Genomic DNA, 21012 nt, shown 5'->3' on the forward strand with positions numbered 1-21012 from the left:
CGGAATGGCATCGGGTGCATGGATGCATTCGATGCAACATTGCATGCCATGCCGTCGCAGGCGTCTTTTCGGGTGCGCGGTGCCGCCTGATGCCGGTGGGCGCGGGCTCCACCGGCGATCGCCCGGCGGGGCGCGGAAAGCTCAGGCGGTGTCGCGGCGGATCTCGACGATCGGCAGCACCAGCGCCGCGGGCGCGCCGGCGGGCACGACCGGCCGCTGCGGGGCCACCGGGGAGATCCGCTCGTACGGCGCCTGCTGGGGCGGGCGGGTGTCCTGCTCGCCCTTGTTCGGCCACAGCGCCGCCGCCCGCTCGGCCTGCGCGGTGATGGTCAGCGACGGATTCACGCCCAGATTGGCCGACACCGCCGCCCCGTCCACCACGCTCAGCGTCGGATAGCCGTACACCCGGTGGTACGGGTCGATCACCCCGTGCTCGGCGTCCGCGCCGATCACCGCGCCGCCCAGGAAATGCGCCGTCAGCGGGATATTGAAGATCTCGCCCCAGGTGCCGCCCGCGATACCGCCGATCTTCTCCGCCACCCGGCGCGTCGCCTCGTTCCCCGCCGGGATCCACGTCGGATTCGGTTCGCCGTGGCCCTGTTTCGAGGTGAGTTTCCGCCCGAACAGGCCGCGTTTGGTGTAGGTGGTGATCGAGTTGTCCAGGTGCTGCATAACCAGCGAGATGACGGTGCGCTCGCTCCAGTTCTTCACCCGCAGCATCGACAGCAACTGCAGTGGATGGCGCAGCACCTCCCACAGGAACCGCAGCCAGCGCGGCACGCGCCCGCCGCCGTCGACCATCAGCGTCTGCAGCAGGCCCATCGAGTTGGAGCCCTTGCCGTAGCGCACCGGTTCGATGTGGGTGTCGGGAGTGGGATGGATCGAGGAGGTGATGGCCACGCCGCGGGTGAAGTCGCGATCCGGATCCACCGTGCGGGTCGCCGCCCCCACGATCGACTCGGAATTGGTGCGGGTCAATTCGCCCAGCCGCGGCGACAGGCCCGGCAGGACGCCCTTGTCACGCATCGCGAACAGCAACTGCTGGGTACCGCGAGTACCCGCGGCCAGCACCACGTGCCCGGCGGTGTACGACTGCGGCGACTTGCGCAGCCACGCGCCCGTGCGCTGGGTGTCGACCTGCCACGTCCCGCCTTCCAGCGGCCGCACTGCCGTCACCGTGGTCAGCGGGATCACCTGCGCGCCAGCTTGTTCCGCGAGATACAGATAGTTCTTGACGAGCGTGTTCTTGGCGCCGTGGCGGCAGCCGGTCATGCACTCGCCGCACTCGAGGCAGCCCGTGCGGTCCGGTCCGACGCCACCGAAATACGGGTCGGACACCCGCTTGCCGGGCTCGCCGAAGAACACCCCCACCGGTGTCTGCACGAACGTGTCGCCCACGCCCATGTCCTCGGCGACCTGCTGGAACACCTCGTCGGCGGGCGTGATGTGCGGATTGCGCACCACGCCGAGCATTTTCGTGGCCTGCTCGTAGTAGGGCGTCAGCTCCGAGCGCCAGTCGGTGATCTCGCGCCACTGCGCGTCGTGGAAGAACGGGTCCGGCGGCACGTAGAGCGTGTTCGCGTAGTTGAGGGAGCCGCCGCCGACGCCCGCGCCGCCCAGGATCAGCACATCGCGCAGCAGATGGATGCGCTGGATGCCGTAGCAGCCCAGCTTGGGCGCCCACAGGAACTTGCGCAGATCCCAGCTGGTGTCGGGCAGTTCGTCGTCGGCGAAGCGCCGCCCCGCCTCGAGCACGCCGACCCGGTAGCCCTTCTCCACCAGCCGCAGCGCGGTGACGCTGCCGCCGAAACCGGAGCCCACGATGAGCACGTCGAAATCGGTATCGGGCTGGGCCATGTCGCCGCTCCTTGCTCGGTGTCGCCTGTGACGCTGCTTACGTTACTACCGAGTACAGTACCTGTGTCGCCCGGTATCCCATAACCACTCGGTAGTGCTCACCAGCGCAATCGCATTCGAGGTGCCGGAAGCGGTGATCGCATGTGGATGCGGTGCTCTCGATATGGCATGGTGAAACCATGGCCACGACACCGAGGGCGCGTGCGCGCGCCCGCACCATGGCAGACATCGTGCGCATCGGGCGCGAGCACCTGGCCCAGCACGGCGCGGCGGCGCTGTCGCTGCGGGCGGTGGCCCGCGATCTCGGCGTCGTCTCCTCGGCGGTGTACCGGTACGTCAGCAGCCGCGACGAACTGCTCACCATGCTCGTCGTCGACGGCTACACCGAACTCGCCGACGCCGTCGACGCCGCGCTGGCGCAGGCCCCGGCCGACCCCGCCGAGCGGCTGCGCGTCATCGGGCGCGCGGTCCGCGCCTGGGCGCTGGCCGAACCGGCGGGCTACGGACTGCTGTTCGGCACGCCGGTGCCGGGCTACCACGCCCCGGCCGAACAGACCGTCGCGCCGGGCACGCGGGTCATCGGCGCCCTGCTCGTCGTGCTCGAAAACGCCTATCGCGCAGACCTTCTCGCCGAACCCGCGCAGCCGCCGACGGTGTCGGAGCGGCTGGCGGGCGACCTGGTACGGATCCGGTCGGAATTCGCTCTGACACTGCCGGATTGGGCGCTGGTGCGCGGAATCTCGCTGTGGACGGGGCTGTTCGGCGCGGTGAGTTTCGAGGTGTTCGACATGTACGGTGCGGACACCTTCACCGACCGCGCCGAGGTGTTCGAACGCCACCTCGACAGCCTGTGCGCCTTGGTGGGATTGCGCGCAGCGCGCACCGGGTAGACCCACAGTGGATGTGCATTCGCCGCGCTCGTCGTGCAGGATGTCACAACCCCCGAAGCGATTTCTCAGCTTCTCCACAGCACGATGGTGTGAAACTGTACGGCGAGATGAACGACGAAACCGAACCGATCCCGGTCGTGCCCGACCCGCGCGCCGGTGGTCGCCACGCGCGGCCCGAGTCACCGGCCGCGCCCGATCGGTCCGGACAATCCCGGCGTGCGCGCCACGAACAGCCCGAGCCACCGGCGCGCGGCCGCGACGCCTCCACGCCGCCCCGCCGGGAGCCGCGCGGCGAGGGCCCCGTGCCGGAGCCTCGAAGCGCCGCAACGGATTCGGCGTTCGGCTCCGCCGCGAACGAGCGGCCGCGCCGCGCACCCGCCGGTGAACCGGGCCGGACCGGGCGCGGTGCGCGAGCCGAGGATTCCGCTGGCCGAGCGGGTACGGACCCAGCGCAGCGGCCGCGCGGAGCGAGCGGTGCGGCGACCACGGGCGCGAGGCGACGAGTCGGCGGTGCGCGGGACGAGGACGCCGGTGGCTCGGGAACGGGCGCCACGCGGCGGGTAGGCGGCGCGGGGACCGGTGCGACACGGCGAGGGAGCCGGGGTGGGGAATCCGCTGCGGCGGAAGGGGAGAGCGCCGGTCGGCGGCAGTCCCGGACCGGAGAGGCCGCGGCGGTGGGGGCGGCGCGAGGGAAGCGGCGCACGCAGGCCGAGGCGGTCGATCTGGCGGATCAGCCCACCGAGCAGTACGCGCCCGCCACGCCGAATCGGCATACCCGGCGCGCGCAGCAGCGGCGGCCGGGGAAGGCCGAGCGGGCGGCGCGGATCGCGGGACGGCTGGTGGCCGCCGCGACCGCCGTCGTGGTCGTGTCCGGCACCGGGTTCGCCTACTACACCGAGCGCAGTCTGGACCGGGGCTTCACCCGCTCCAGCGTGATCAGCGCCGAGGACGCGGCCGCCCTCGACGGCGACATGAACATCCTGCTGATCGGCCTGGACACCCGCAAGGACCAGAACGGCAACGATCTGCCCAAGGACATCCTCGACCAGCTGCACGCCGGCGACGGCAGCGAGGGCGGCTACAACGCCAATTCCCTGATCCTGGTGCACATTCCGAAGGATCTGAAGAAGGTCACCGCCTTCTCCATCCCGCGCGACGACTACGTCCCCGTCAACGGCATCCCCGGCTACGACCACGCCAAGATCAAGGAGGCCTACGGCCTGAAGAAGGCGTACACCGAGCAGAAGCTGGAAAACCAGGGCGTCAAGGACAAGATCGAACTCGAGCACAAGGGCCGCGAGGCGGGCCGCGAATCCATCGTGCAAACGGTCAAACAGCTCACCGGCGTGCCGATCAACCGGTTCTCCGAGGTGTCGCTGGTCGGCTTCTACCACATCGCGAACATCCTCGGCGGCGTGGACGTGTGCCTGAACCAGCCCGTCAACGACGAGTACTACTCCGGCGCCGTATTCCCCGCGGGCCCACAGCATCTCGACGCGGCCAACGCCCTGGCCTTCGTGCGCCAGCGCCACGAACTGCAGAACGGCGACCTCGACCGCACCCACCGCCAGCAGGCGTTCCTCACCTCGGTCGCCAAACAGCTCAAGGACTCCGGCACCCTCACCAACGTCGGCAAACTGCAGCAGCTGATCACCGCCGCCCAGGAGGACATCGTGCTGTCCGAGGGCTGGAACCTACTCGATTTCGCCCAGACGCTGGGCAAGGCGGGCTCGATCCCGATCGAATTCCAGACCCTGCCGGTGAAGGCCTACCAGACCGTCGACGGCCAAGAGGTCAACATCATCGACCCGGCCCTCATCAAGAAGACCGTGCGCGCCGCCTTCGGTGTGCAGGCGCCACAGCCCACCGAACCCAAGACCACCCCGACGAGCACCGTCGACGTCGTCAACTCCGGCGGCCCCGACGGCATGGCGCGTCAGGTGTCAACGGCCTTGGCGGACAAGGGTTTCCCCAAAGGTCAGGTCGGCAATGCCGCCGCCTACACCGACGGCTCCAGCTCGGTGGTCTACTACGGCGCCGGTGCCGACGCCGACGCCACCCAGGCCGCCGACATGCTCGGCGGCCTCCCGACCGCCCCCTCCAAGAACGTCCAGCCCGGCCACGTGAAGATCGTCGTCGGCGCCGACTTCAGCATGCCCGACGGACTCACCTCCGGCGAAAGCGGCACCGGCACCGGCACATCCAGCAGTACCGGCGCCACCACCGCCGGAACCTCCGGCACCTCTGCGCTGGGCGCGACGACCACCGGCGACCCCGCCCCCGACTCGGGCAAACCGGTCACCACCAGCATCGGCTCCGACATACCCTGCGTGAACTGAGCCCCGCGCGACCTCTACGATCTCCCGGTGACCGGATACGACGATGCGTTCGAGCACCTCGACACCTCGACCCTGCCGCCCCGGCAGCAGCGGATCCTCGCCACCATTCGCGACTGGGTGGTGCGCTACGGGTATCCGCCGAGCACGCGCGAGATCGGGGAAGCGGTGGGGCTGCGGTCCGCCTCGTCGGTGTCCAAGCACCTGAAAGCGTTGGAGGACAGGGGATTTCTGCGGCGCAGCGACAGCATGTCGCGGCCGATCGACGTCCGGCTGTTCCTGCGGTCCGCCGCCCCCGAACGCGACGAGGAGTCGGTGTCGGTGCCCGTCGTCGGTGACATCGCCGCGGGTACGCCGATCCTGGCCGAGGAACACACCGACGACGTCCTCACGCTCTCGCGCCAACTCGTCGGGCGCGGCACGGTTTTCGCCCTTCGGGTGCGCGGCGACTCGATGGTCGACGCCGCGATCTGCGACGGCGACATCGTCGTGGTCCGCCGCCAGCAGGAGGCCCACACCGGTGACATCGTCGCCGCCATGATCGACGAGGAGGCCACCGTCAAGGTCTACCGCCGCCGCAACGGCCACACCTACCTCGAACCCCGCAACCCCGCCTACGACGTCATCGACGGCGACCACGCCGTCGTCCTCGGCAAGGTCGTCTCCGTCATGCGCCGCATCTGACGCCCCCGTCGATCCTCCGAACACGCGTCGCGACCGGCGCTCCCGCTCGACCGGATGAACCGGTCGGTATCGTCCCGGTGAGTTGTCTACCAGCGACGTTCGGGTTCGGGAAGGACCGGCGATGGCGGCGAGGCGGGCGTGACCAGACTGCCGCACTACGCGGCGATGCTGGCGACAGCGGGCGTGCTCCCCACCGACGGCCCGCGGTGGAACTACGAGGTGAAATTCGACGGCATCCGGGCCGTCGGCTACGTCGACCGGGAACTGCGGCTGCTCTCGCGCAACGACAAGGACATCACCCCCGCCTGGCCCGAACTGGCCGCGATCGCGCCGGGGGACCCGCCCTTCGTCGTCGACGGTGAGATCGTCGCGTTCGACACCGGCGGCCGGACCTCCTTCGAGGCGCTGCAACCGCGCATGCACCAGCGCAACGCGGGCATGATCCGCGCACTGGCACAGTCGGTCCCGGCCACCTACATGATCTTCGACCTGCTGCACATCGGTGACCGCTCCCTGATCGACCTGCCGTATCACCAACGCCGCGAACTGCTCGAACAACTCGAACTGCGCGGCCCGAACTGGCAGGTGCCGCCGCGCCTGCACGGCGACCCCGCCCACATCCTCGCCGAATCGAAACGACTCGGGCTCGAGGGCATCGTCTGCAAACGCCTCGACAGCCCCTACCTGCCCGGCCGCCGCAGCGCGCTGTGGACCAAGGTCAAGAACGCCCGCGACCAAGAAGTCGTGATCGTCGGCTGGCGACCCGGCGCCGGCCGCCGCGCGGGCCACATCGGCTCACTGCTGATGGCCGCCCACGACGACACCGGCGCCCTCACCTACATCGGCAACGTCGGCACCGGCTTCACCCGCGCCATGCTCACCGACCTCCAGCAGCGCCTGCGCCCGCTACGCCGGAACACCCCCACCGTCCGCGCCGACGTCACCGACGCGGTCTGGGTCGAACCCGAACTGGTCGGCGAGGTCTCGTTCACCGAACGGACCAGCGACGGCCGCCTCCGCCACCCCTCCTGGCGCGGCCTGCGCCCCGACAAGACCCCCGCCGAGGTCACCCTGCCCTGACCACCGGCTACTCGCGGCGATGGGTTGCGCGACGCACCGCCCGAGTGCGGCGCCGCGGGGTGGCCGGTGGGATACAGTCCGGACGGTACGGAAGTTTCATGATGCGGTCTAGTCGGCTACGGAGGCGCACGTGGCGGTTGGCAATCGGATCGGAACAGCTGTTGCCGCAATGGTTTTCGCGGCATTGACGACGGCGGTGAGCACGGGACCGGCGACCGCGGACACCGGCGATCCCGTGATCGGCTCCCGCAGCCTGCTCGCCGACCCACGCTCGGCCGACGGGTCCTACATCACCAAGGCGACCGTGCAGGACGACCGCAACATCCGCCTGTACGTGTACTCCGCGGCCATGGACAACACCTTCGCCGTCGACGTGCAGCGACCCGCCGACGCCTCGGTGCCGCGGCCGGTGCTGTACCTGCTCAACGGCGCCGGCGGCGGCGAGGACGCCGCCACCTGGGACCAGCGCGCGCCCGACGCGCTGCGCTTCCTCGCCGACAAGGACGTGAACGTGGTGCAGCCGATCGGCGGCGCCTGGAGCTACTACACCGATTGGCGCGCACCGGATCCCGTGCTGGGCGTCAACAAGTGGAAGACCTTCTTCACCGAGGAACTGCCGCCGCTGATCGACGGGGCGCTGGGCACCAACGGGCTCAACGCCATCGCCGGACTGTCCACCTCGGGCACCTCGGTGCTGCAGCTGCCCATCGCCAAGCCGGGCCTGTACAAGTCGGTGGCCGCCTACAGCGGGTGCGCGCAGATCTCCGACCCCACCGGCTACACCTTCGTGAACCTCGCGGTGAACGTGTGGGGCGGCGGCAACACCGACAACATGTACGGCCCGCAGAACGACCCGATGTGGGCCGACAACGACCCGTACGTGCACGCCGACCAGCTGCGCGGGTTGAACCTGTTCGTTTCCAGCGGTTCCGGGCTGCCCGGTCAGTGGGACGGCATCGACGGACCGTACACCCTGCCCGGCATCGGCGGCTGGGCCAACCAGCTCATCGTCGGCGGCGTCATCGAGGCCGCGGTCAACTACTGCAGCCACAACCTGCAGACCAAACTCGACGCCCTCGGCATCCCCGCCACCTACGACTTCCCGCCCACCGGCACCCATTCGTGGGGTTACTGGCACGACGCGCTGATCAAGTCGTGGCCGGTTCTCGCCAAGGGCCTGGAACTGCCCGCCTGACCTGGAACTGCCTGCCTGACCCGGTCTACGCGGACACGATCAGCACCGAGACGGCGAAATCGGCCACCTCAAGTTCATCTGTGACCGCTGCGGCCGGGTTGCCCGGTGCGGGTAGGTCTCCGCAGCGCCACATCCGGCGCGCCGTGTGCGTTTTCTGCTCGGTATCTCGGTGCCGCTCCCGCCTTCTGCTCGGGATCCCGTGCTGCGCCCGCCTTCTGCTTGGGATCCCAGTCGGTATCCCGGTGTAGCAGGGGCCTTCTCGACCTACATACGGGTCGACTTCCGGGCGCACTCGACCTCCACCACGCGGCGAGTGCGGGATCAGGGAGCGGGGGATTCGGGGGAGACAGTGACCGGCTCGTCGCAGCTGGCAGGCGGGTCCACCTGGGAGCATTCGACCGGGGCGCGGGTGGGGCGGTAGTCCGCCGGGACGCCGCCGGTGCGGGTGAGGGTGGCGTAGGCTTCGACGGCGTCGGTGGGGTGGCGGGTCAGCTTCGGGTCCTGTTCGGCGTCGACGGTGTAGAGGCCGAAACGTGGTGCGTAACTGCCCCATTCGTAGTTGTCGGTGAGGCTCCAGTAGTTGTAGCCGCGCACGTCGATACCGTCGGCCTTGGCGCGCTGCAACCAGTAGACGGTGTCGCGCAGATGGTCGACACGGGTGTAACCGTCGGGGCGCGGCTGCCCGTTCTCGGTCGGCATGCCGCTCTCCACGACGTAGAGGGGTTTGCCGGGAAAGAGCCGGGCGTAGTGCCGCAGCGCGTAATAGATGCCCTCGGTTTGCAGGGGGAGTTCCCACATGGCGGGTGTGCCCGCCGAGGTTTCGCCGGCGGCGCTGTGGTCGTCGGGCCCGAAGTAGTAGTCGACGCCGAGGAAGTCGAGCTTGTCGGCGACCAGGTCGACGAAGGGCTGATTGACCTCGGTCTCCATCCCGGGCACGTAACCGAGGTTGCTGGTGACCTGGGCGTCGGGCTGGTTGTGGTGGATGGTGTCGTAGATCTCGTTGTGCGCCTGGGCGAGTCGCTCCCGCATCAGCGGTTCCTCGCCCGGCCCCAGCGCGCCGATGCGCAGCTCGGTGCCGATGTAGGCGGCCGGTTCGTTGATCGTCACCCAGATCGGTTTCCGAGAGGCGAAGCGGTTCACCACTTTCCGGGCATTGGTCAGCCAGTCCTCGACCATGCCGGGGTTGCGCCAGCCGCCGCGGTCGGCCGCCCAGCCCGGGTACACCCAGTGGTCGAGGGTGATCATCGGGGTCATGCCGTAGGCGATGATCTTGTCGACCATCCGGTCGTAGACCTGGAAGGCGCGCTCGTCCCAGCCGTCCGGGGTCGGTTGCACGCGTGCCCACTCCACGCTCATCCGGAACACCTTCACCCCGAGCCGGGCCGCGTGGTCGATGTCGTCGGTGTAGAAGTCGAGGAACCGCACCGAGTCGCGGTAGTCCTCGACCGCGCCGGAATTGATGAAGCGGCTCCAATTGCTGTCGGGCACAGCACCTTCGGACTGGAAGCCGGAAGCGGCCACGCCCCAGAGGAAGTCGTCGCCGAGCGGTGGCAGCGCACTCGCCTGCGCGGCCGGAGCGATCCACGTCAGACCGGGCACGAGCAGGGCCGCGACGGCGGCGGCAGACGCCGCCAGAGCGTGGCGGCGATTCGACTGTCGCATTCGAGCAATCGTAGCTGGACGATTGCTGTCATCGCCGGTGGTGGTCGGCGTGTCGTCACGCGGGGACGGCCGCCCGGCGGGTGCGGCGGGCGAACAGGGCGGCGGCCACTCCGGCGGGCAGGTTCATCAGCACTCCGTAGACGGCCGCGGGCACCGCCATGGCGGAATCGTGCAGCACCGACGTCGCCACGGCGATGGCGAGCGCGCCGTTGTGGATGCCGATCTCCATCGCCGCCGCCACGGCCTGATCGGAGTCGACGCCGAACAGCCGCGACGCGTAATAGCCGACGAGAATGCCGATGCTCGCCAGCAGCAGGCACACCGCGGCCAGCGCGCCCACATTGTCGGTGAGGGTGTCGAAGTCGCGCGCCACCGCGGCGAGCACCACCAGCACCAGCACCACGACCGACAGCACCTTGACCCTGCCGCGCCGGCGGCGTGACCACTCGGGGAAGCGGTGATGCACCCACATCCCGAGCGCCACGGGGATCAGCACGATCGCGAACACCTGGGCGAACTTGTCCGGCCGCAGCCCGATGCCCGCGTCGCCGTCGAGAAACAGCGCGTAGGACAACCCGACCACCAGCGGCAGCGTGAACACCGCCAGCACCGAATTGACGGCGGTGAGGGTGATGTTGAGCGCCACGTTCCCGCCCGCGATGTGGCTGAACAGGTTGGCCGACGGCCCACCCGGCGACGCCGCCAGCAGCAGCATCCCCGCCGCCACCGCCCCGTCCAGCCCGAACAGGTAGATCAGGCCCACGCACACCGCGGGCAGCACCACCATCTGGCATACGAGCGCCACCGCGGCCGCCTTCGGATAGCGCAGCACCCGAGCGAAATCCGCCGAGGTCAGGGTGAGCCCGAGCCCGAACATCACCAGCGCCAACGCCAACGGCAGGAACACCGCGAACAACGAACCCACTGCCAACTCCTCGCCTACCCACATTCCCCGCCGCGTCGGCTCCGACCCTAGTAACCCCAAGCCACCCAAGCGAGCCCGATCCCTCACGGGTGGCGAACATCTCGACACCGCACGCCGTCGCCCACCCGACGAGCCGAACGCGCCTCGGCTATCCCGCCGCCGTGACCTGAACCAGGCTGGACAACTCCCCATACCGGCCACCGCCCCACCGCCCACGACGGTCCGCCGACCACCGCGGACTATCGCCTCCCCGCCCTGGACCCGAACCGGGGCTGGACGATTCCACCACCGCGGGCCTAAGCCAGGCCGGGCGACCCACTACCACGGGCCCTGAACCGGGCCGGGCGACCCCACTGCCGTGGATCTGAACCGGGCCGGATGACTCCACTGCCGTGGATCTGAACCGGGCCGGATGACTCCACTGCCACGGGCGTGAAACCGGGCCGGGTGTCTCCACCCCCACGGGCCTGAATGGGGCTGGATGACCTCACCGCCGTGGATCTGAACGGGGCTGGACGACGCCACCGCCGCGGGTCTGAGCCAGGCCGGGCGACTCCACTGCTACGGGCCTGAACGGGGCTGGACGACCTCACCGCCGTGGGGAACCGGGGCTGGACGACCCCGGCCGCCGCGGGTCTGAGCCAGGCCGGGCGACTCCACTGCTACGGGCAGCCTGAACCGGTCCGGACGACGCCACCGCCGCGGATCTGAAGCGGGCTGGGCGATTCCGCCACAACCGGTCTGAACGGGGCCAGGCGACCCCACCGCCGCGGGCCTGGACTGGACCGGGCGACCCCACTGCCGTGGAACTGGCGTGGATCTGAACTGAGCTGGGCTATCCCACCGCTGTGGATCTGAACTGGGCTGGGCTATCCCGCCGCTGTGCGTACGCGGATGACGATATGGGTGAAATTGTCGGCGGCCGCTTCGCCAAAGCCACGGCGTTTCTCCTGGGGCGCAAGACATATGAGATCTTCGCCGGTCACTGATCTGGAGCAGGTTGGACGGCCCGCCTCCGTGGGTGCCCGGCGGAGAGTCGGGTGGTGTGTCCGGATCTGTGGGCTTCGTGTCATTGCGGACACCATGCGGCCGGGACAGACTCGGGGCATGGGATCGGACCGTGGGGACGTGGTGGTGGCGCTGGCCGAGGGGGCGTTGCTGCTCGACATCGCTGGGCCGGTGCAGGTGCTGCATTGGGCGGGGCGGCGGGTACGGTTCGCCTCGCCCGATGGCGGGTCGGTGCGCACGGATGTCGGTCTGACGGTGGGCGTGAACGGCGCGATGGGCGAATTCGCCGGGCGTGTCGACACTCTCGTCGTGCCGGGATACCCGGTCGCGGAGGCGCTGCCGCCCGGCCTGGTGCCCGCGGTGCGCACCGCGGCGGCGGGGGCGCGGCGTATCGTGTCGGTGTGCACCGGAGCGTTCGTGCTGGCCGAGGCCGGGCTGCTGACGGGCCGCCGGGCCACCACGCACTGGCTGGCGTGTGCCGAACTGGCGCAACGCTTTCCGGAGATACACGTCGAACCCGACGCGATCTATGTGCGTGACGGCCCGGTCGTCACCTCCGCGGGCGTGACGGCGGGCATCGACCTCGCCCTCGCGCTCGTGGAAGAAGACGAGGGTCCGGACCTCGCGCGGTCGGTGGCGAAACATCTGGTGGTGTTCCTGCACCGGCCCGGCGGGCAATCGCAGTTCAGCGTCCGCGCCGGTGTCGCCGCGCCGCGAAACTCCCGCCTGCGCCGCCTGATCGACGCCGTGGCCGCGAATCCCGCGGCCGAGCACACCCTTGCGACGATGGCCGAACACGCCGCGGTGAGCGAACGCCACCTGACCCGGCTGTTCCGTCGCGAGATCGGCATGACACCCGGCCGATACGTCGAACGCGTGCGTGTCGAGGCCGCCCAGCAACTGCTCGAGGCTGCCGACGACGGCGTCGCCACCGTAGCCAGGCGCTGCGGATTCGGCTCCGAGGAAACGCTGCGCCGCACCTTCGTCAAAGTTCTCGGCACCACACCGACCGACTACCGCACCCGCTTCCGCGCCACATCCCCCTGAGTCCCGCGACGCTCCCACGTCCCATTGAATTGCCCCACGTCCCTACCGAACCCGCCCCACGTCCCTACTGAACACCCGCCCCGCCCCGCTGAATCCGGCCACGCCGCTGCTGAACCCCACCACGTCCATGCTGAATCCCGCCACGCCTCCACTAATCGCGCCACATCCACTCAACCCCGCCACATCCACTCGATACAGCCACATCCACTCGATACAGCCGAACCCCACTGCGTGCCGCCGAACCCAGTGCACTCCCGCTGCATTCCTGAATCCCGCTGCCTTCCCACTGAATTCCACTGCATCCAGCCACATCCTGCGGCATCTCCCTAGACCTCAGTGCTTCCCACTGAATCCCGCTGCCTCCCAGTGAATCCCACTGCTTTCGACTGAACCGCGCTGCTTCCCCCTGGACCCCAATGCTTCCTATTGAATCCTGCTGCTTCCTACTGAACGCCGCATCCCTGAAGCCTGCGGCATCCCACGGAATTCCACTGCACGCAGACGCATCCTGCGGAACCCCCCGTGGACCCCAGTACTTCCCAGTGAACCCACGCTGAATCCCACTGAACCCGCTGGATCCCAGCGCATCCCATTGAATCCCGCTGAACCGCACTGCATTCCTTGAACACACTGCAACCCGCTCGACCCGGAGAAGAGAGATCACCCATGTCCATCACACGCCGCACCGCACTCGGCGCAGGCCTGGCCACCGGCGCGTTCATCGCCGCCACTGGTTCCGCCGGGGCGCAACAGGATCCGCTCGCACTGCCCTCGACCCCGCTGGCGGACACCGCGAGTGACCTCATCGGCCGCGAACTGCCCCCGGCCATCCGCAATCACAGTGTGCGCGGTTACCTGTTCGCCCGCGCGGCCGCCGCACAGCAGGGCCTGCGGCCGGGCGCGGACTACGACGACGAGGCGATGTATCTGATCTGTGCCCTGCACGACATCGGGCTGGCCGGGATCGGCAACGGACAGCAGCGATTCGAACTCGACGGCGCCGACTACGCCGCACGCTTCCTCGAAGACCACGACGCCCCCGACACCCTGATCGACACGGTGTGGGACGCCATCGCCGCCCACACCTCCGGATTCAGCGACTCCCCGGTCTATCGCCGCAGACGCCCACCGGAGATCTGGATCGCCGTGCGCGGCATCGGCATCGACGTGGCGGCCGCCCCGGGCGACATCGCGCCGGACTACGCCGAACAGGTCCACGCCGCCTATCCGCGGCTCGGCGGCAGCCGCGCACTCACCGCCGCCATCGAGACCCAGGCGCTGGCCGACCCGCGCAAGGCCATGCCGGGCACGCTGGCCGGTGTGATCGTGCGCGAACACCACCCCGACGTGCCGCACCTGACATGGGACGCGATCCTCGCCACCAGCATCTGGAACGATGCCGCATGACGAAGGCCCTGCTCGCCATCCATGTGCTCGCGGCGATCATCGCCATCGGCCCGGTCACCGTGGCCGCCAGCATGTTTCCCGCCGCCACGCGACGCGCATCCGAAACCGGCGCGGACCCCGACCACGCCGTCGTCGCGGCACTGCATCGAATCTGCCGCGTCTACGCGGTCATCGGACTGGCCGTGCCGGTCTTCGGTTTCGGCACCGCGAGCAGCCTCGGCGTTCTGGGCGACGCGTGGCTGATCGCGTCGATCCTTCTCACCGCCGCCGCGGCCGCGGTACTCGGGTTCGCCGTGCTGCCCCGGCAGGCCGCGCTGCTGGGCGGCGCGAACTCCGCGGCGGGGCTGAAGGTGCGGATCGAAGCGCGCACCCTCACGCAATTGACCATGTATACAGGCGTTTTCAATCTGCTCTGGGTGATCGTCACGGTCCTGATGATCGTGCGTCCCGGATCGACCACCGCGGCGTGATCACCGGTCCGTGAACACGTCGGTCAGCGCCAGTGCAGGTCTCCGATCAGCGCCGTCTCCGCACCTCCGTCGGCGAAGATGACCTGACCGGTCACGAATCTGTTGTCCGCGCCGGCGAGCCAGCAGATGAGCTCGCCGACCCATTCCGGTTGCCCGGGAAATCCACCGAACGGTTGCGGCGCAGCGGCTTCCACGGCGGCGCGGGTGTCTTCGCTCGCGAAGATCCACGCGGCCGCGGGCGTGTCCACGACGCCGGACGCGACAGCGTTCAGGGCGATGCCGCTTCCCGCCCACAGGGGTGTCGGGGCAACCGTGCGCACCCAGCGATTCAGCGCGCGTTTGGCGACGCCGTAGGCGCCCGCGACACCGCCGAGGGACGGGTCCGCGTCGAGGTAAGCGAGGGTGGCGCTTTCGTCGCCGTCGAGGCATGCTCGCATCACCCGTTCGTCCGCGGGCGCCAGCGACGACGTCGACGACACGACCACTGCTCGGGGCGCGGCGCTCTGCGCCAGCAGGGGCCGTAACCCTTCGAGGGTCGAGACAGCACCGAAGTAGTTCGTCTCGAGCAGACCGGTCTTGCCGCCCCCGGCGACGGCGAGTACCGCGTCGATGGGCCCGCGCTCGGTCACCTGGTCGATCAGCGCCTGCCGACCGCTCGGCGTGGACAGGTCCGCCTCGATATCGGCGTCGCTGAGATCGCAGCCGATGACCTCGGCGCCACGCTCGCGCAGCATCGTCGCGGTCGCGGCACCGATGCCCGAGGCGGAGCCGGTCACGACATACGTACGCCCGGCGACCCCTGGATATGTCATATCTGTTCCTTCCGTTCGCGGGCCCGGCGACGCCGTCCGATCAGGGCCGCGCACTGGTAGCGCGGTCGAAGAGTTCGACCAGTTCGTTTCCACAGCGTTCGGCGTCGAGGCCGGCGGAAAGGAGCGGGACCACACTGTCGATGGAGGCTCGTAGCGCCGCCGCCATGACCTGCGGATCCAACGGGCGGAAGGCGCCAGTGCGCCGGCCCTCCTCGAACAGGTCGGCCAGCCGGTGCAGCGATTCGAGGTGATGCCGCTCCCAGACACCGTGGCCACCGTTGAGCAGGATCTGCTGCAGCGCCCGCACCTGCGGCAGGTGATCGGCGATGAACGCCACGTTCGCCCGGATGACAGTGGCGAGCAATGCGCGGGCGCCGGTCGCGTCCGCCAGGGCGGTCCGCATGTGGGCTTCGGCGTCGGCGACGATCTGATCGGCGACGGCCGCGAACAACTCGTCCTTGCTGGAGAAGTGATAGGTGATCAGCCGCTTGCTGCTGAGCCCGGCCCGGTGGCAGATGGCCTCGAAAGTGGTGGCCTGATAGCCGAATTCGCTCAGCAGCGCGACCGCGGTACGGGTGATCTGTTGTTTGCGGGCTGCGGTCGCCGCCTGATGTGCGGTCACTACCTACCGCCCCCGACGCGTCGATCCTCGTGTGCCTCAACGAGACCGGCAACTTCGTTATTCACCTGGATAACATTATCCGAACGGATAACGTCGAAGCAAGCCCAGCGAGAACCCGCCCGGTCTGCGGACGATCCGCAGGCGATTACCGTGCCGCGAACATGGCGGCGGCGGGGAAGACCGTGACCCAGCCCATCAACGCCACCATCACGACGAACATCTTGGCTCGGGGCCGCACCACCGCCATGGCCTCGTCGAGCGGTGTGCGCCAGACCCCGGCGAGGGTGCTGCCCAGATACCACAGCACGATCAGCAGGACGACGGTGTAGGGGATCAGTGTCCACGTCCAGCCCGCGACCGCCACCACGCCGCCGATCACCAGGGCCGCGCCCACGCTCACCCGGGTCATGGATTCGGCGAACGAGAGCGGCAGGCCCAGCGCCAGCACCGAGGTGTTGATGCCGTGCTCGGCGTCCTCGGGAATGTCCTCGGCGGTATTGACCGAGAAGATCCCCGTCAGGGTCAGCCCGAGCCCGAGCACGGCCAGCAACGCCGGGATCTCGATCGGCCGGTCGTAGAGCCGCAGCACCACCAGGCCGGGGAACACCATGGTGCCGATGTAGGTCCACGGGATCTGCCAGAACCCGCCGGACTTGAAATGCCAGGGCGGCAGCGAGTACTGCAGCAGTAGGAAGGTGCCCAGCGCGACGATCGGCGCCAGATCGTAATGCCCTGTCGCCCAAGCGATATACCCGCCGCCGAGCAGGATGAACGCGGTGGTGAGGTAGATCTGCCAGGCGACGAACCGCACCCCGAGATCGCGCACCATCCGGGCGAACTTCGACTTGTACTCCATGTCGACCCAGCGGTCGGCCAGGCAGTTGGCGACGTGCAGCAGTTGAATGGCCGCGGCGAGGATGAGCGCCGCGACCAGCATCGGAACATTCGCGATCTCCGCGCCGGAGTGGGCGCTGAACAGGACGTCGGCCACCATCACGGCCGAGGACATGGGCGCGATCTCCGGCCGCGTCAGCCACAACGCGTAGTTGAACTTCGTGGGCAGCGGCAGCGGCCTGCCCTCCTCGCCCGGACCGGCGGTGAAGATGCGCCGCAACTGCCCACCTAGAGGGAGGCTGTCGCTGTGTGTGGTGGCCATAGGCAGTTCCTAACCGTCGTTCACGAAGTCCGGCGTCGCCGCGTCCGGCACGCCGAGCAGCCACGCAGTGTAGTGGGCCGCACGGCCGGTGCGGGCGCTCATCAGACGACCCGGTCGGCGACGATGAGCAGATACTGGAAGCTGCCCTCCCGGTAAGCGGTGAGGAACGACTCCTCCACCCCCGTAGCCAGTTCCGAGTGCGTGCGTAGTTCCCAGTAGGGGATGGTGGCCGCGGTCAGGTCGGTGACGCTGACCGGCACCAGTTTGCTGGCGGCCAGGGCCTTGAAGTAGTCGCCGCGCGGGTGGATGTTGCAGGTGTAGTGGGCGTCGATCTTGCTCACCGCCGAGGACCTGCCCCCGATGACGTCGTTGGAGCAGCCCGTGATGCACACGTAGCGGCCACCGGGCCGCAACACCCGGGCGAATTCGGCGTACAGGTCGAAAAGGTCGACGTACATGGTGGTTTCGTTGGTCCACACCCCACCGATCGACCCCGCCTCGAATCCGGTGTCGAGCATATTGCGCAGATGGAACTCGACCCGGTCGGCGACGCCGCGCTGCGCGGCCTGCTCGTTCGCGAAACCCACCTGGTACTCCGAGATCGAGACCCCGTCGACGCGGCAGCCGAACCGGGCGTTCGCCATGATGCTCGTGCCGCCGCGACCGGAACCGGCGTCCAGCAGCCGATCGTCGGCGCGCACCGCCCCGAATTGATCCAGCAAATGATCGGCCTGCGCGGTTTCGAGCCGATGCAACTCGGCGACGAGACGTTCCTGACGTGACTCCGCCGGGCCCTCCAGGACCCGCGGATCGTAATCGCCGATGCCGTAGTGATGATGGTAAAGCCCGTCGACTTCGCCGAGTTTCACATTGATGCGGTCGTCGTTGGGATTGTTGTTCCAGTAGTCGGCCACGGCGCGCTGATAGGGCGTGCGCAGGACGTTATCGGTTACCGAGTCCAGCATCGACATTAGCGGCATCCTTTCGTGCTGTTCTCACAGGCGGAAATCAATTGTATTATGCGCGGGTACCGGGTTGTTGTTCGACGATTTGGAGAATTCGATGACCATGGGCGCAGTCGCCGAGTTCCGCCGGGTATTCTCGGCGGGCCCGGCGGAACGCGGGCGGAAAATATCACCGGCGCGCGCATTCCGGCTCGGCCTCGCCGTGCATCGCGTGGAGGTGCTGCCGCTCGGCGCGGGCGTGATGGCCGCCTCGGTGGTGGTCAGTTCGCATTCGTGGAACGAGGTGCTCTCGGTGCGAATGCTGGTCACTATAATCATGCTCACCGCTTACGTTCTGTTGACCAATGTCGTGAACTGTCTCGCCGACCGCTGGCTCGACGCCGACTTCAAATCGCGGCTGTCGCGGGCCGTGGGTGATCTCGGGGTGCGGCGCGTGCGGCGGCTGGTCTTCGGATGGGTCGCGGTCATCGCGGTGTGCCTGATCTGGCTGGTGGCCACGACCGGCCACCTCGACCTGGTGCTGGTGCTGGGTATCGGTGTGGCGCTGGCCTTTCAGTACTCGCTGCCGCCCCTGCATCTGAAGGGTGCCGGGGCCTGGCAGATTCCGACGGTGCTGGTGATGGTGACGCTCCTTCCCGGTCTCGCGCTGGTACGGACCTACGACCGGCCGCTGGAATGGCCGGCCCTCCTGGCGATTGTCGGGCTCGCGCTCACGGTGAACTCGGTATTCATCGTGAACGCCGCCGAGGATGTTCCCGAGGACGCCGAACATTCCATCGTCACCGCCCCGCGTGCGATCGGAATATTTCCGGCATTCGCGATAGGGCTCGGGCAGCTCGTGGCCGGTGCCGCGGTGTTCTGTGTGGCGACATTTCCGGCGGCGGGATTTTCCTGGACATACATTCCGTACCTGGCGGCGGTGGCTGTCGGCGTCATGTATCTCGGACGGCTCCTCGCCGGTGTGCGCGGGCAGCCGCTGGCGGCGGCGATCGACGTCGTGCGCCGCGCGAAATCGTTCGCGGTCGTCGCGATGCTGCTTTCCTGGGCGACGGTATTTCCCGCCGCCGCGGTATTCGCGAATCGGTGACAGCGCACGGTCGATCCTCACCTCGATTCCGGTCAGGTGGTCGCCTTTTCCGCGCGCTGCCGCGCCCGGGAGATGCTGCGGCGGAAGAACGGCCGCATGAAATCCTCGGGAATATTCGCCCAGCGCAGGAGAAAGGTGGTGAGCATATCGGTGGTGATGTGGTGGCGGCCGCGCTCCATGCCCCGCACCGCCGCCTCGGCCACCTTCTCGGCCGGCATCGGCTTGATGGTGCCGGTGATGGCCTTGGTCTCCGGCGGTTTGCGCAGATTTTCCCGCACCAGCCCGGAGGTGTCGGTATCGGCGGGATACAGCACCGTCACCGACACACCGGCCGGTTCGGTCTCATAGCGCAGGCACAGGCCCAGCTGGCGGATGCTCGCCTTGGTGGGCGCGTAGGCGCTGTAGCCCGGGATGCCGAGGAACGCCGAGGTCGAACTCAGCAGCAGCACATGGCCTTTGCCGCGTTCCACCATGCCCGGCAGCACGGCGCGCACGGCGTGCACCGAGCCGAGATAGTTCGCGTCGGTCTGCTCCGCGAACTCGTCGTCGCCCAATTCGGTGAACAGGCCCGGCAGCGTGAGGCCCGCGCAGCAGGCCAGCACGCCGCAGCCGCCGTTGCGGGCCTCCAGTTCCGCGATCGCCGCCGCCAGCGCCGCCCGGTCGGTGACGTCGGCGGCGCGGTGGTCGGCGCCGAGGCGTTTCGCGGTGTCGCGCAACGGGTCCGGGCGTCGGGCGATGATCGACACCCGGGCGCCGCGGCGGGCGAAGGCGGCGGCCACGGCGGCCCCGATGCCCTCCGACCCGCCGGTGACGATGACGTGTTCGCCCGCCCAGCGCGCGCCGCTCATGCCGGTACGGCCAGCGCGCCGAGATGGTCGCGCCAGGCCTGATAGCCGGCCGCGGTGCCGTCCTGGGGCACCTCGGCGAACGCCCGGTCGATCAGGGCGGCGGCCTCGTCGAGGGTGCGGCCGGTGTAGGCGCGCACGGCCGCGTGGGTGTGCGGGATGGCGCTGTCGGCCTGCTGCCGGATCTTGGCGACCATCGCCGACCCGGCGGCCAGCGGCTCCCGGAACTGCGGCACCCGGGCCAGGATCGCCTCGAGATCGCTGGCTTCCACACCGCCGGCGAAGGTCGTCGCGATGCCGATACCGCTCCACAGATCGGCGTGGCGGCTCGCGTCGAACTCGTCCACGAGCTTGGCCACCCCCTCCGGCGAGCCGCCGCTGACGAACCACAGCGCCCGCCCGATACCCTGATCGGCGGCGCGGCGCAGCGGTGCGCGGTCGCCCATCCAGCGCGGATACCGGTCCTCGGCGAAGTGCCGCCCGATGTACTTCTCGGTGCGGAAGAAGGCGTTGTAGAAGCCGTACCCGTCGATCGCCAGCCACCGGTAGGACGGGTGTTTCGGAAACACCTTGCGCCAGAACGGCCTCGGGATGCGTCCCAAGGCCAGCCCGACGCCCACGTACATGGTCAGGTCGTGTGCGGCGGCGGGCCCGGCGATCAGGTCGTGCGCGCGGCGGCTGAACGGCGTAATCGAGTCGACCGCCGCCAGACCGGTCGCCGCGCCCTCGAACGCGAAGCCTCGATACTGCTGGGGCAGGGTCTCGATGTGCGCGATCAACTCGTCGTTGTTCTTGCTGCGCACCGCGACGTCGATGCTGGTGGCCAGATGGGTGGCGACGCGCTCCAATTCGGCCTTGGTCGCCGGGCTCGGCGCGGCGAACCCGGGGCGGCCCAGCGGTGGTACGTCGGCGCCGGTGCCGAGTAGCACCGACCGTATCGGTCCGATCATCGATGGCATGGGAA

The 21012-nt window shown here is 69.1% G+C and carries 18 protein-coding genes; 9 read left to right on the plus strand and 9 right to left on the minus strand.

Going from position 1 to position 21012, the window contains the following annotated elements:
* Window positions 1–141: 141 nt before the first annotated feature.
* Window positions 142–1857 (minus strand): GMC oxidoreductase, encoded by a 1716-nt coding sequence (locus tag ACFMRZ_RS04445; RefSeq protein ID WP_400178016.1) that lies wholly within the window; start codon window positions 1855–1857, stop codon window positions 142–144.
* Window positions 1858–2036: 179 nt separating this feature from the next.
* Here ACFMRZ_RS04445 and ACFMRZ_RS04450 point away from each other — a divergent pair, with 179 nt between their 5' ends.
* From ACFMRZ_RS04450 to ACFMRZ_RS04470, 5 genes are all read left to right on the plus strand, one after another.
* Window positions 2037–2747 (plus strand): TetR/AcrR family transcriptional regulator, encoded by a 711-nt coding sequence (locus ACFMRZ_RS04450; protein WP_400178017.1) that lies wholly within the window; start codon window positions 2037–2039, stop codon window positions 2745–2747.
* A gap of 722 nt (window positions 2748–3469) precedes the next feature.
* Window positions 3470–5086 (plus strand): LCP family protein, encoded by a 1617-nt coding sequence (locus ACFMRZ_RS04455; protein WP_400182765.1) that lies wholly within the window; start codon window positions 3470–3472, stop codon window positions 5084–5086.
* Between the two features lie 27 nt (window positions 5087–5113).
* On the plus strand, window positions 5114–5767 hold the full coding sequence (gene lexA / locus ACFMRZ_RS04460; protein ID WP_400178018.1) for a transcriptional repressor LexA: 654 nt from the start codon (window positions 5114–5116) through the stop codon (window positions 5765–5767).
* A 138-nt stretch (window positions 5768–5905) separates the two neighbouring features.
* Window positions 5906–6847, plus strand: a complete 942-nt coding sequence (gene ligD / locus ACFMRZ_RS04465; protein ID WP_400178019.1) for a non-homologous end-joining DNA ligase — start codon at window positions 5906–5908, stop codon at window positions 6845–6847.
* A 169-nt stretch (window positions 6848–7016) separates the two neighbouring features.
* Window positions 7017–8042 carry an alpha/beta hydrolase gene (locus ACFMRZ_RS04470; protein WP_400182766.1) on the plus strand — a complete coding sequence of 342 codons (1026 nt, stop codon included), beginning with the start codon at window positions 7017–7019 and terminating at the stop codon, window positions 8040–8042.
* A gap of 321 nt (window positions 8043–8363) precedes the next feature.
* Here the strand turns inward: ACFMRZ_RS04470 and ACFMRZ_RS04475 are convergent, their stop codons facing one another.
* The gene (locus ACFMRZ_RS04475; protein ID WP_400178020.1) at window positions 8364–9704 is read right to left on the minus strand and encodes a family 1 glycosylhydrolase; all 1341 of its coding nucleotides are present in this window, start codon (window positions 9702–9704) and stop codon (window positions 8364–8366) included.
* 55 nt (window positions 9705–9759) lie between these two features.
* A complete protein-coding gene (locus ACFMRZ_RS04480; protein ID WP_400178021.1) occupies window positions 9760–10629 on the minus strand; it encodes a bile acid:sodium symporter family protein in 870 nt (289 codons plus the stop codon).
* Between the two features lie 1107 nt (window positions 10630–11736).
* Here ACFMRZ_RS04480 and ACFMRZ_RS04485 point away from each other — a divergent pair.
* From ACFMRZ_RS04485 to ACFMRZ_RS04495, 3 genes are all read left to right on the plus strand, one after another.
* A complete protein-coding gene (locus tag ACFMRZ_RS04485) occupies window positions 11737–12684 on the plus strand; it encodes a GlxA family transcriptional regulator (RefSeq protein WP_400178022.1) in 948 nt (315 codons plus the stop codon).
* A gap of 666 nt (window positions 12685–13350) precedes the next feature.
* On the plus strand, window positions 13351–14091 hold the full coding sequence (locus ACFMRZ_RS04490; protein WP_400178023.1) for an HD domain-containing protein: 741 nt from the start codon (window positions 13351–13353) through the stop codon (window positions 14089–14091).
* Window positions 14088–14561, plus strand: a complete 474-nt coding sequence (locus ACFMRZ_RS04495) for a DUF2269 family protein (RefSeq protein ID WP_400178024.1) — start codon at window positions 14088–14090, stop codon at window positions 14559–14561. Before ACFMRZ_RS04490 ends, ACFMRZ_RS04495 begins: the two co-directional genes overlap by 4 nt.
* Window positions 14562–14584: 23 nt before the next feature.
* On the opposite strand, the gene ACFMRZ_RS04500 is transcribed toward ACFMRZ_RS04495, so the two are convergent.
* From ACFMRZ_RS04500 to ACFMRZ_RS04515, 4 genes are all read right to left on the minus strand, one after another.
* Window positions 14585–15373 carry an SDR family oxidoreductase gene (locus ACFMRZ_RS04500; protein WP_400178025.1) on the minus strand — a complete coding sequence of 263 codons (789 nt, stop codon included), beginning with the start codon at window positions 15371–15373 and terminating at the stop codon, window positions 14585–14587.
* 40 nt (window positions 15374–15413) lie between these two features.
* Window positions 15414–15995 (minus strand): TetR/AcrR family transcriptional regulator, encoded by a 582-nt coding sequence (locus tag ACFMRZ_RS04505; protein WP_400178026.1) that lies wholly within the window; start codon window positions 15993–15995, stop codon window positions 15414–15416.
* 145 nt (window positions 15996–16140) lie between these two features.
* Window positions 16141–17151, minus strand: a complete 1011-nt coding sequence (locus ACFMRZ_RS04510) for a hypothetical protein (RefSeq protein WP_400178027.1) — start codon at window positions 17149–17151, stop codon at window positions 16141–16143.
* A gap of 101 nt (window positions 17152–17252) precedes the next feature.
* Window positions 17253–18122 carry a geranyl diphosphate 2-C-methyltransferase gene (locus tag ACFMRZ_RS04515; RefSeq protein ID WP_400178028.1) on the minus strand — a complete coding sequence of 290 codons (870 nt, stop codon included), beginning with the start codon at window positions 18120–18122 and terminating at the stop codon, window positions 17253–17255.
* A 91-nt stretch (window positions 18123–18213) separates the two neighbouring features.
* Here ACFMRZ_RS04515 and ACFMRZ_RS04520 point away from each other — a divergent pair, with 91 nt between their 5' ends.
* Entirely contained in the window at window positions 18214–19203 is a 990-nt protein-coding gene (locus ACFMRZ_RS04520; protein ID WP_400178029.1) for a UbiA family prenyltransferase, read from the plus strand.
* 32 nt (window positions 19204–19235) lie between these two features.
* Here the strand turns inward: ACFMRZ_RS04520 and ACFMRZ_RS04525 are convergent, their stop codons facing one another.
* Together ACFMRZ_RS04525 and ACFMRZ_RS04530 are read right to left on the minus strand one after the other, a co-directional pair.
* On the minus strand, window positions 19236–20051 hold the full coding sequence (locus tag ACFMRZ_RS04525) for an SDR family NAD(P)-dependent oxidoreductase (protein WP_400178030.1): 816 nt from the start codon (window positions 20049–20051) through the stop codon (window positions 19236–19238).
* Window positions 20048–20998, minus strand: a complete 951-nt coding sequence (locus tag ACFMRZ_RS04530) for a DUF1702 family protein (RefSeq protein ID WP_280276429.1) — start codon at window positions 20996–20998, stop codon at window positions 20048–20050. The genes ACFMRZ_RS04525 and ACFMRZ_RS04530 overlap by 4 nt, the downstream gene beginning before the upstream one ends.
* Window positions 20999–21012: the final 14 nt, after the last annotated feature.

The organism is Nocardia sp. N2S4-5, assembly GCF_044628355.1.
In the GTDB taxonomy this organism is placed as follows: Bacteria; Actinomycetota; Actinomycetes; order Mycobacteriales; family Mycobacteriaceae; genus Nocardia; species Nocardia wallacei_B.

What these genes read in the sequence shown, in the direction of transcription:
- ACFMRZ_RS04445 (WP_400178016.1), bottom strand. Translation starts at nt 1,857, where the DNA reads ATGGCCCAGCCCGATACCGATTTCGACGTGCTCATCGTGGGCTCCGGT.
- ACFMRZ_RS04450 (WP_400178017.1), top strand. Translation starts at nt 2,037, where the DNA reads ATGGCCACGACACCGAGGGCGCGTGCGCGCGCCCGCACCATGGCAGAC.
- ACFMRZ_RS04470 (WP_400182766.1), top strand. Translation starts at nt 7,017, where the DNA reads ATGGTTTTCGCGGCATTGACGACGGCGGTGAGCACGGGACCGGCGACC.
- ACFMRZ_RS04475 (WP_400178020.1), bottom strand. Translation starts at nt 9,704, where the DNA reads ATGCGACAGTCGAATCGCCGCCACGCTCTGGCGGCGTCTGCCGCCGCC.
- ACFMRZ_RS04485 (WP_400178022.1), top strand. Translation starts at nt 11,737, where the DNA reads ATGGGATCGGACCGTGGGGACGTGGTGGTGGCGCTGGCCGAGGGGGCG.
- ACFMRZ_RS04490 (WP_400178023.1), top strand. Translation starts at nt 13,351, where the DNA reads ATGTCCATCACACGCCGCACCGCACTCGGCGCAGGCCTGGCCACCGGC.
- ACFMRZ_RS04495 (WP_400178024.1), top strand. Translation starts at nt 14,088, where the DNA reads ATGACGAAGGCCCTGCTCGCCATCCATGTGCTCGCGGCGATCATCGCC.
- ACFMRZ_RS04500 (WP_400178025.1), bottom strand. Translation starts at nt 15,373, where the DNA reads ATGACATATCCAGGGGTCGCCGGGCGTACGTATGTCGTGACCGGCTCC.
- ACFMRZ_RS04510 (WP_400178027.1), bottom strand. Translation starts at nt 17,151, where the DNA reads ATGGCCACCACACACAGCGACAGCCTCCCTCTAGGTGGGCAGTTGCGG.
- ACFMRZ_RS04515 (WP_400178028.1), bottom strand. Translation starts at nt 18,122, where the DNA reads ATGTCGATGCTGGACTCGGTAACCGATAACGTCCTGCGCACGCCCTAT.
- ACFMRZ_RS04520 (WP_400178029.1), top strand. Translation starts at nt 18,214, where the DNA reads ATGACCATGGGCGCAGTCGCCGAGTTCCGCCGGGTATTCTCGGCGGGC.
- ACFMRZ_RS04525 (WP_400178030.1), bottom strand. Translation starts at nt 20,051, where the DNA reads ATGAGCGGCGCGCGCTGGGCGGGCGAACACGTCATCGTCACCGGCGGG.
- ACFMRZ_RS04530 (WP_280276429.1), bottom strand. Translation starts at nt 20,998, where the DNA reads ATGATCGGACCGATACGGTCGGTGCTACTCGGCACCGGCGCCGACGTA.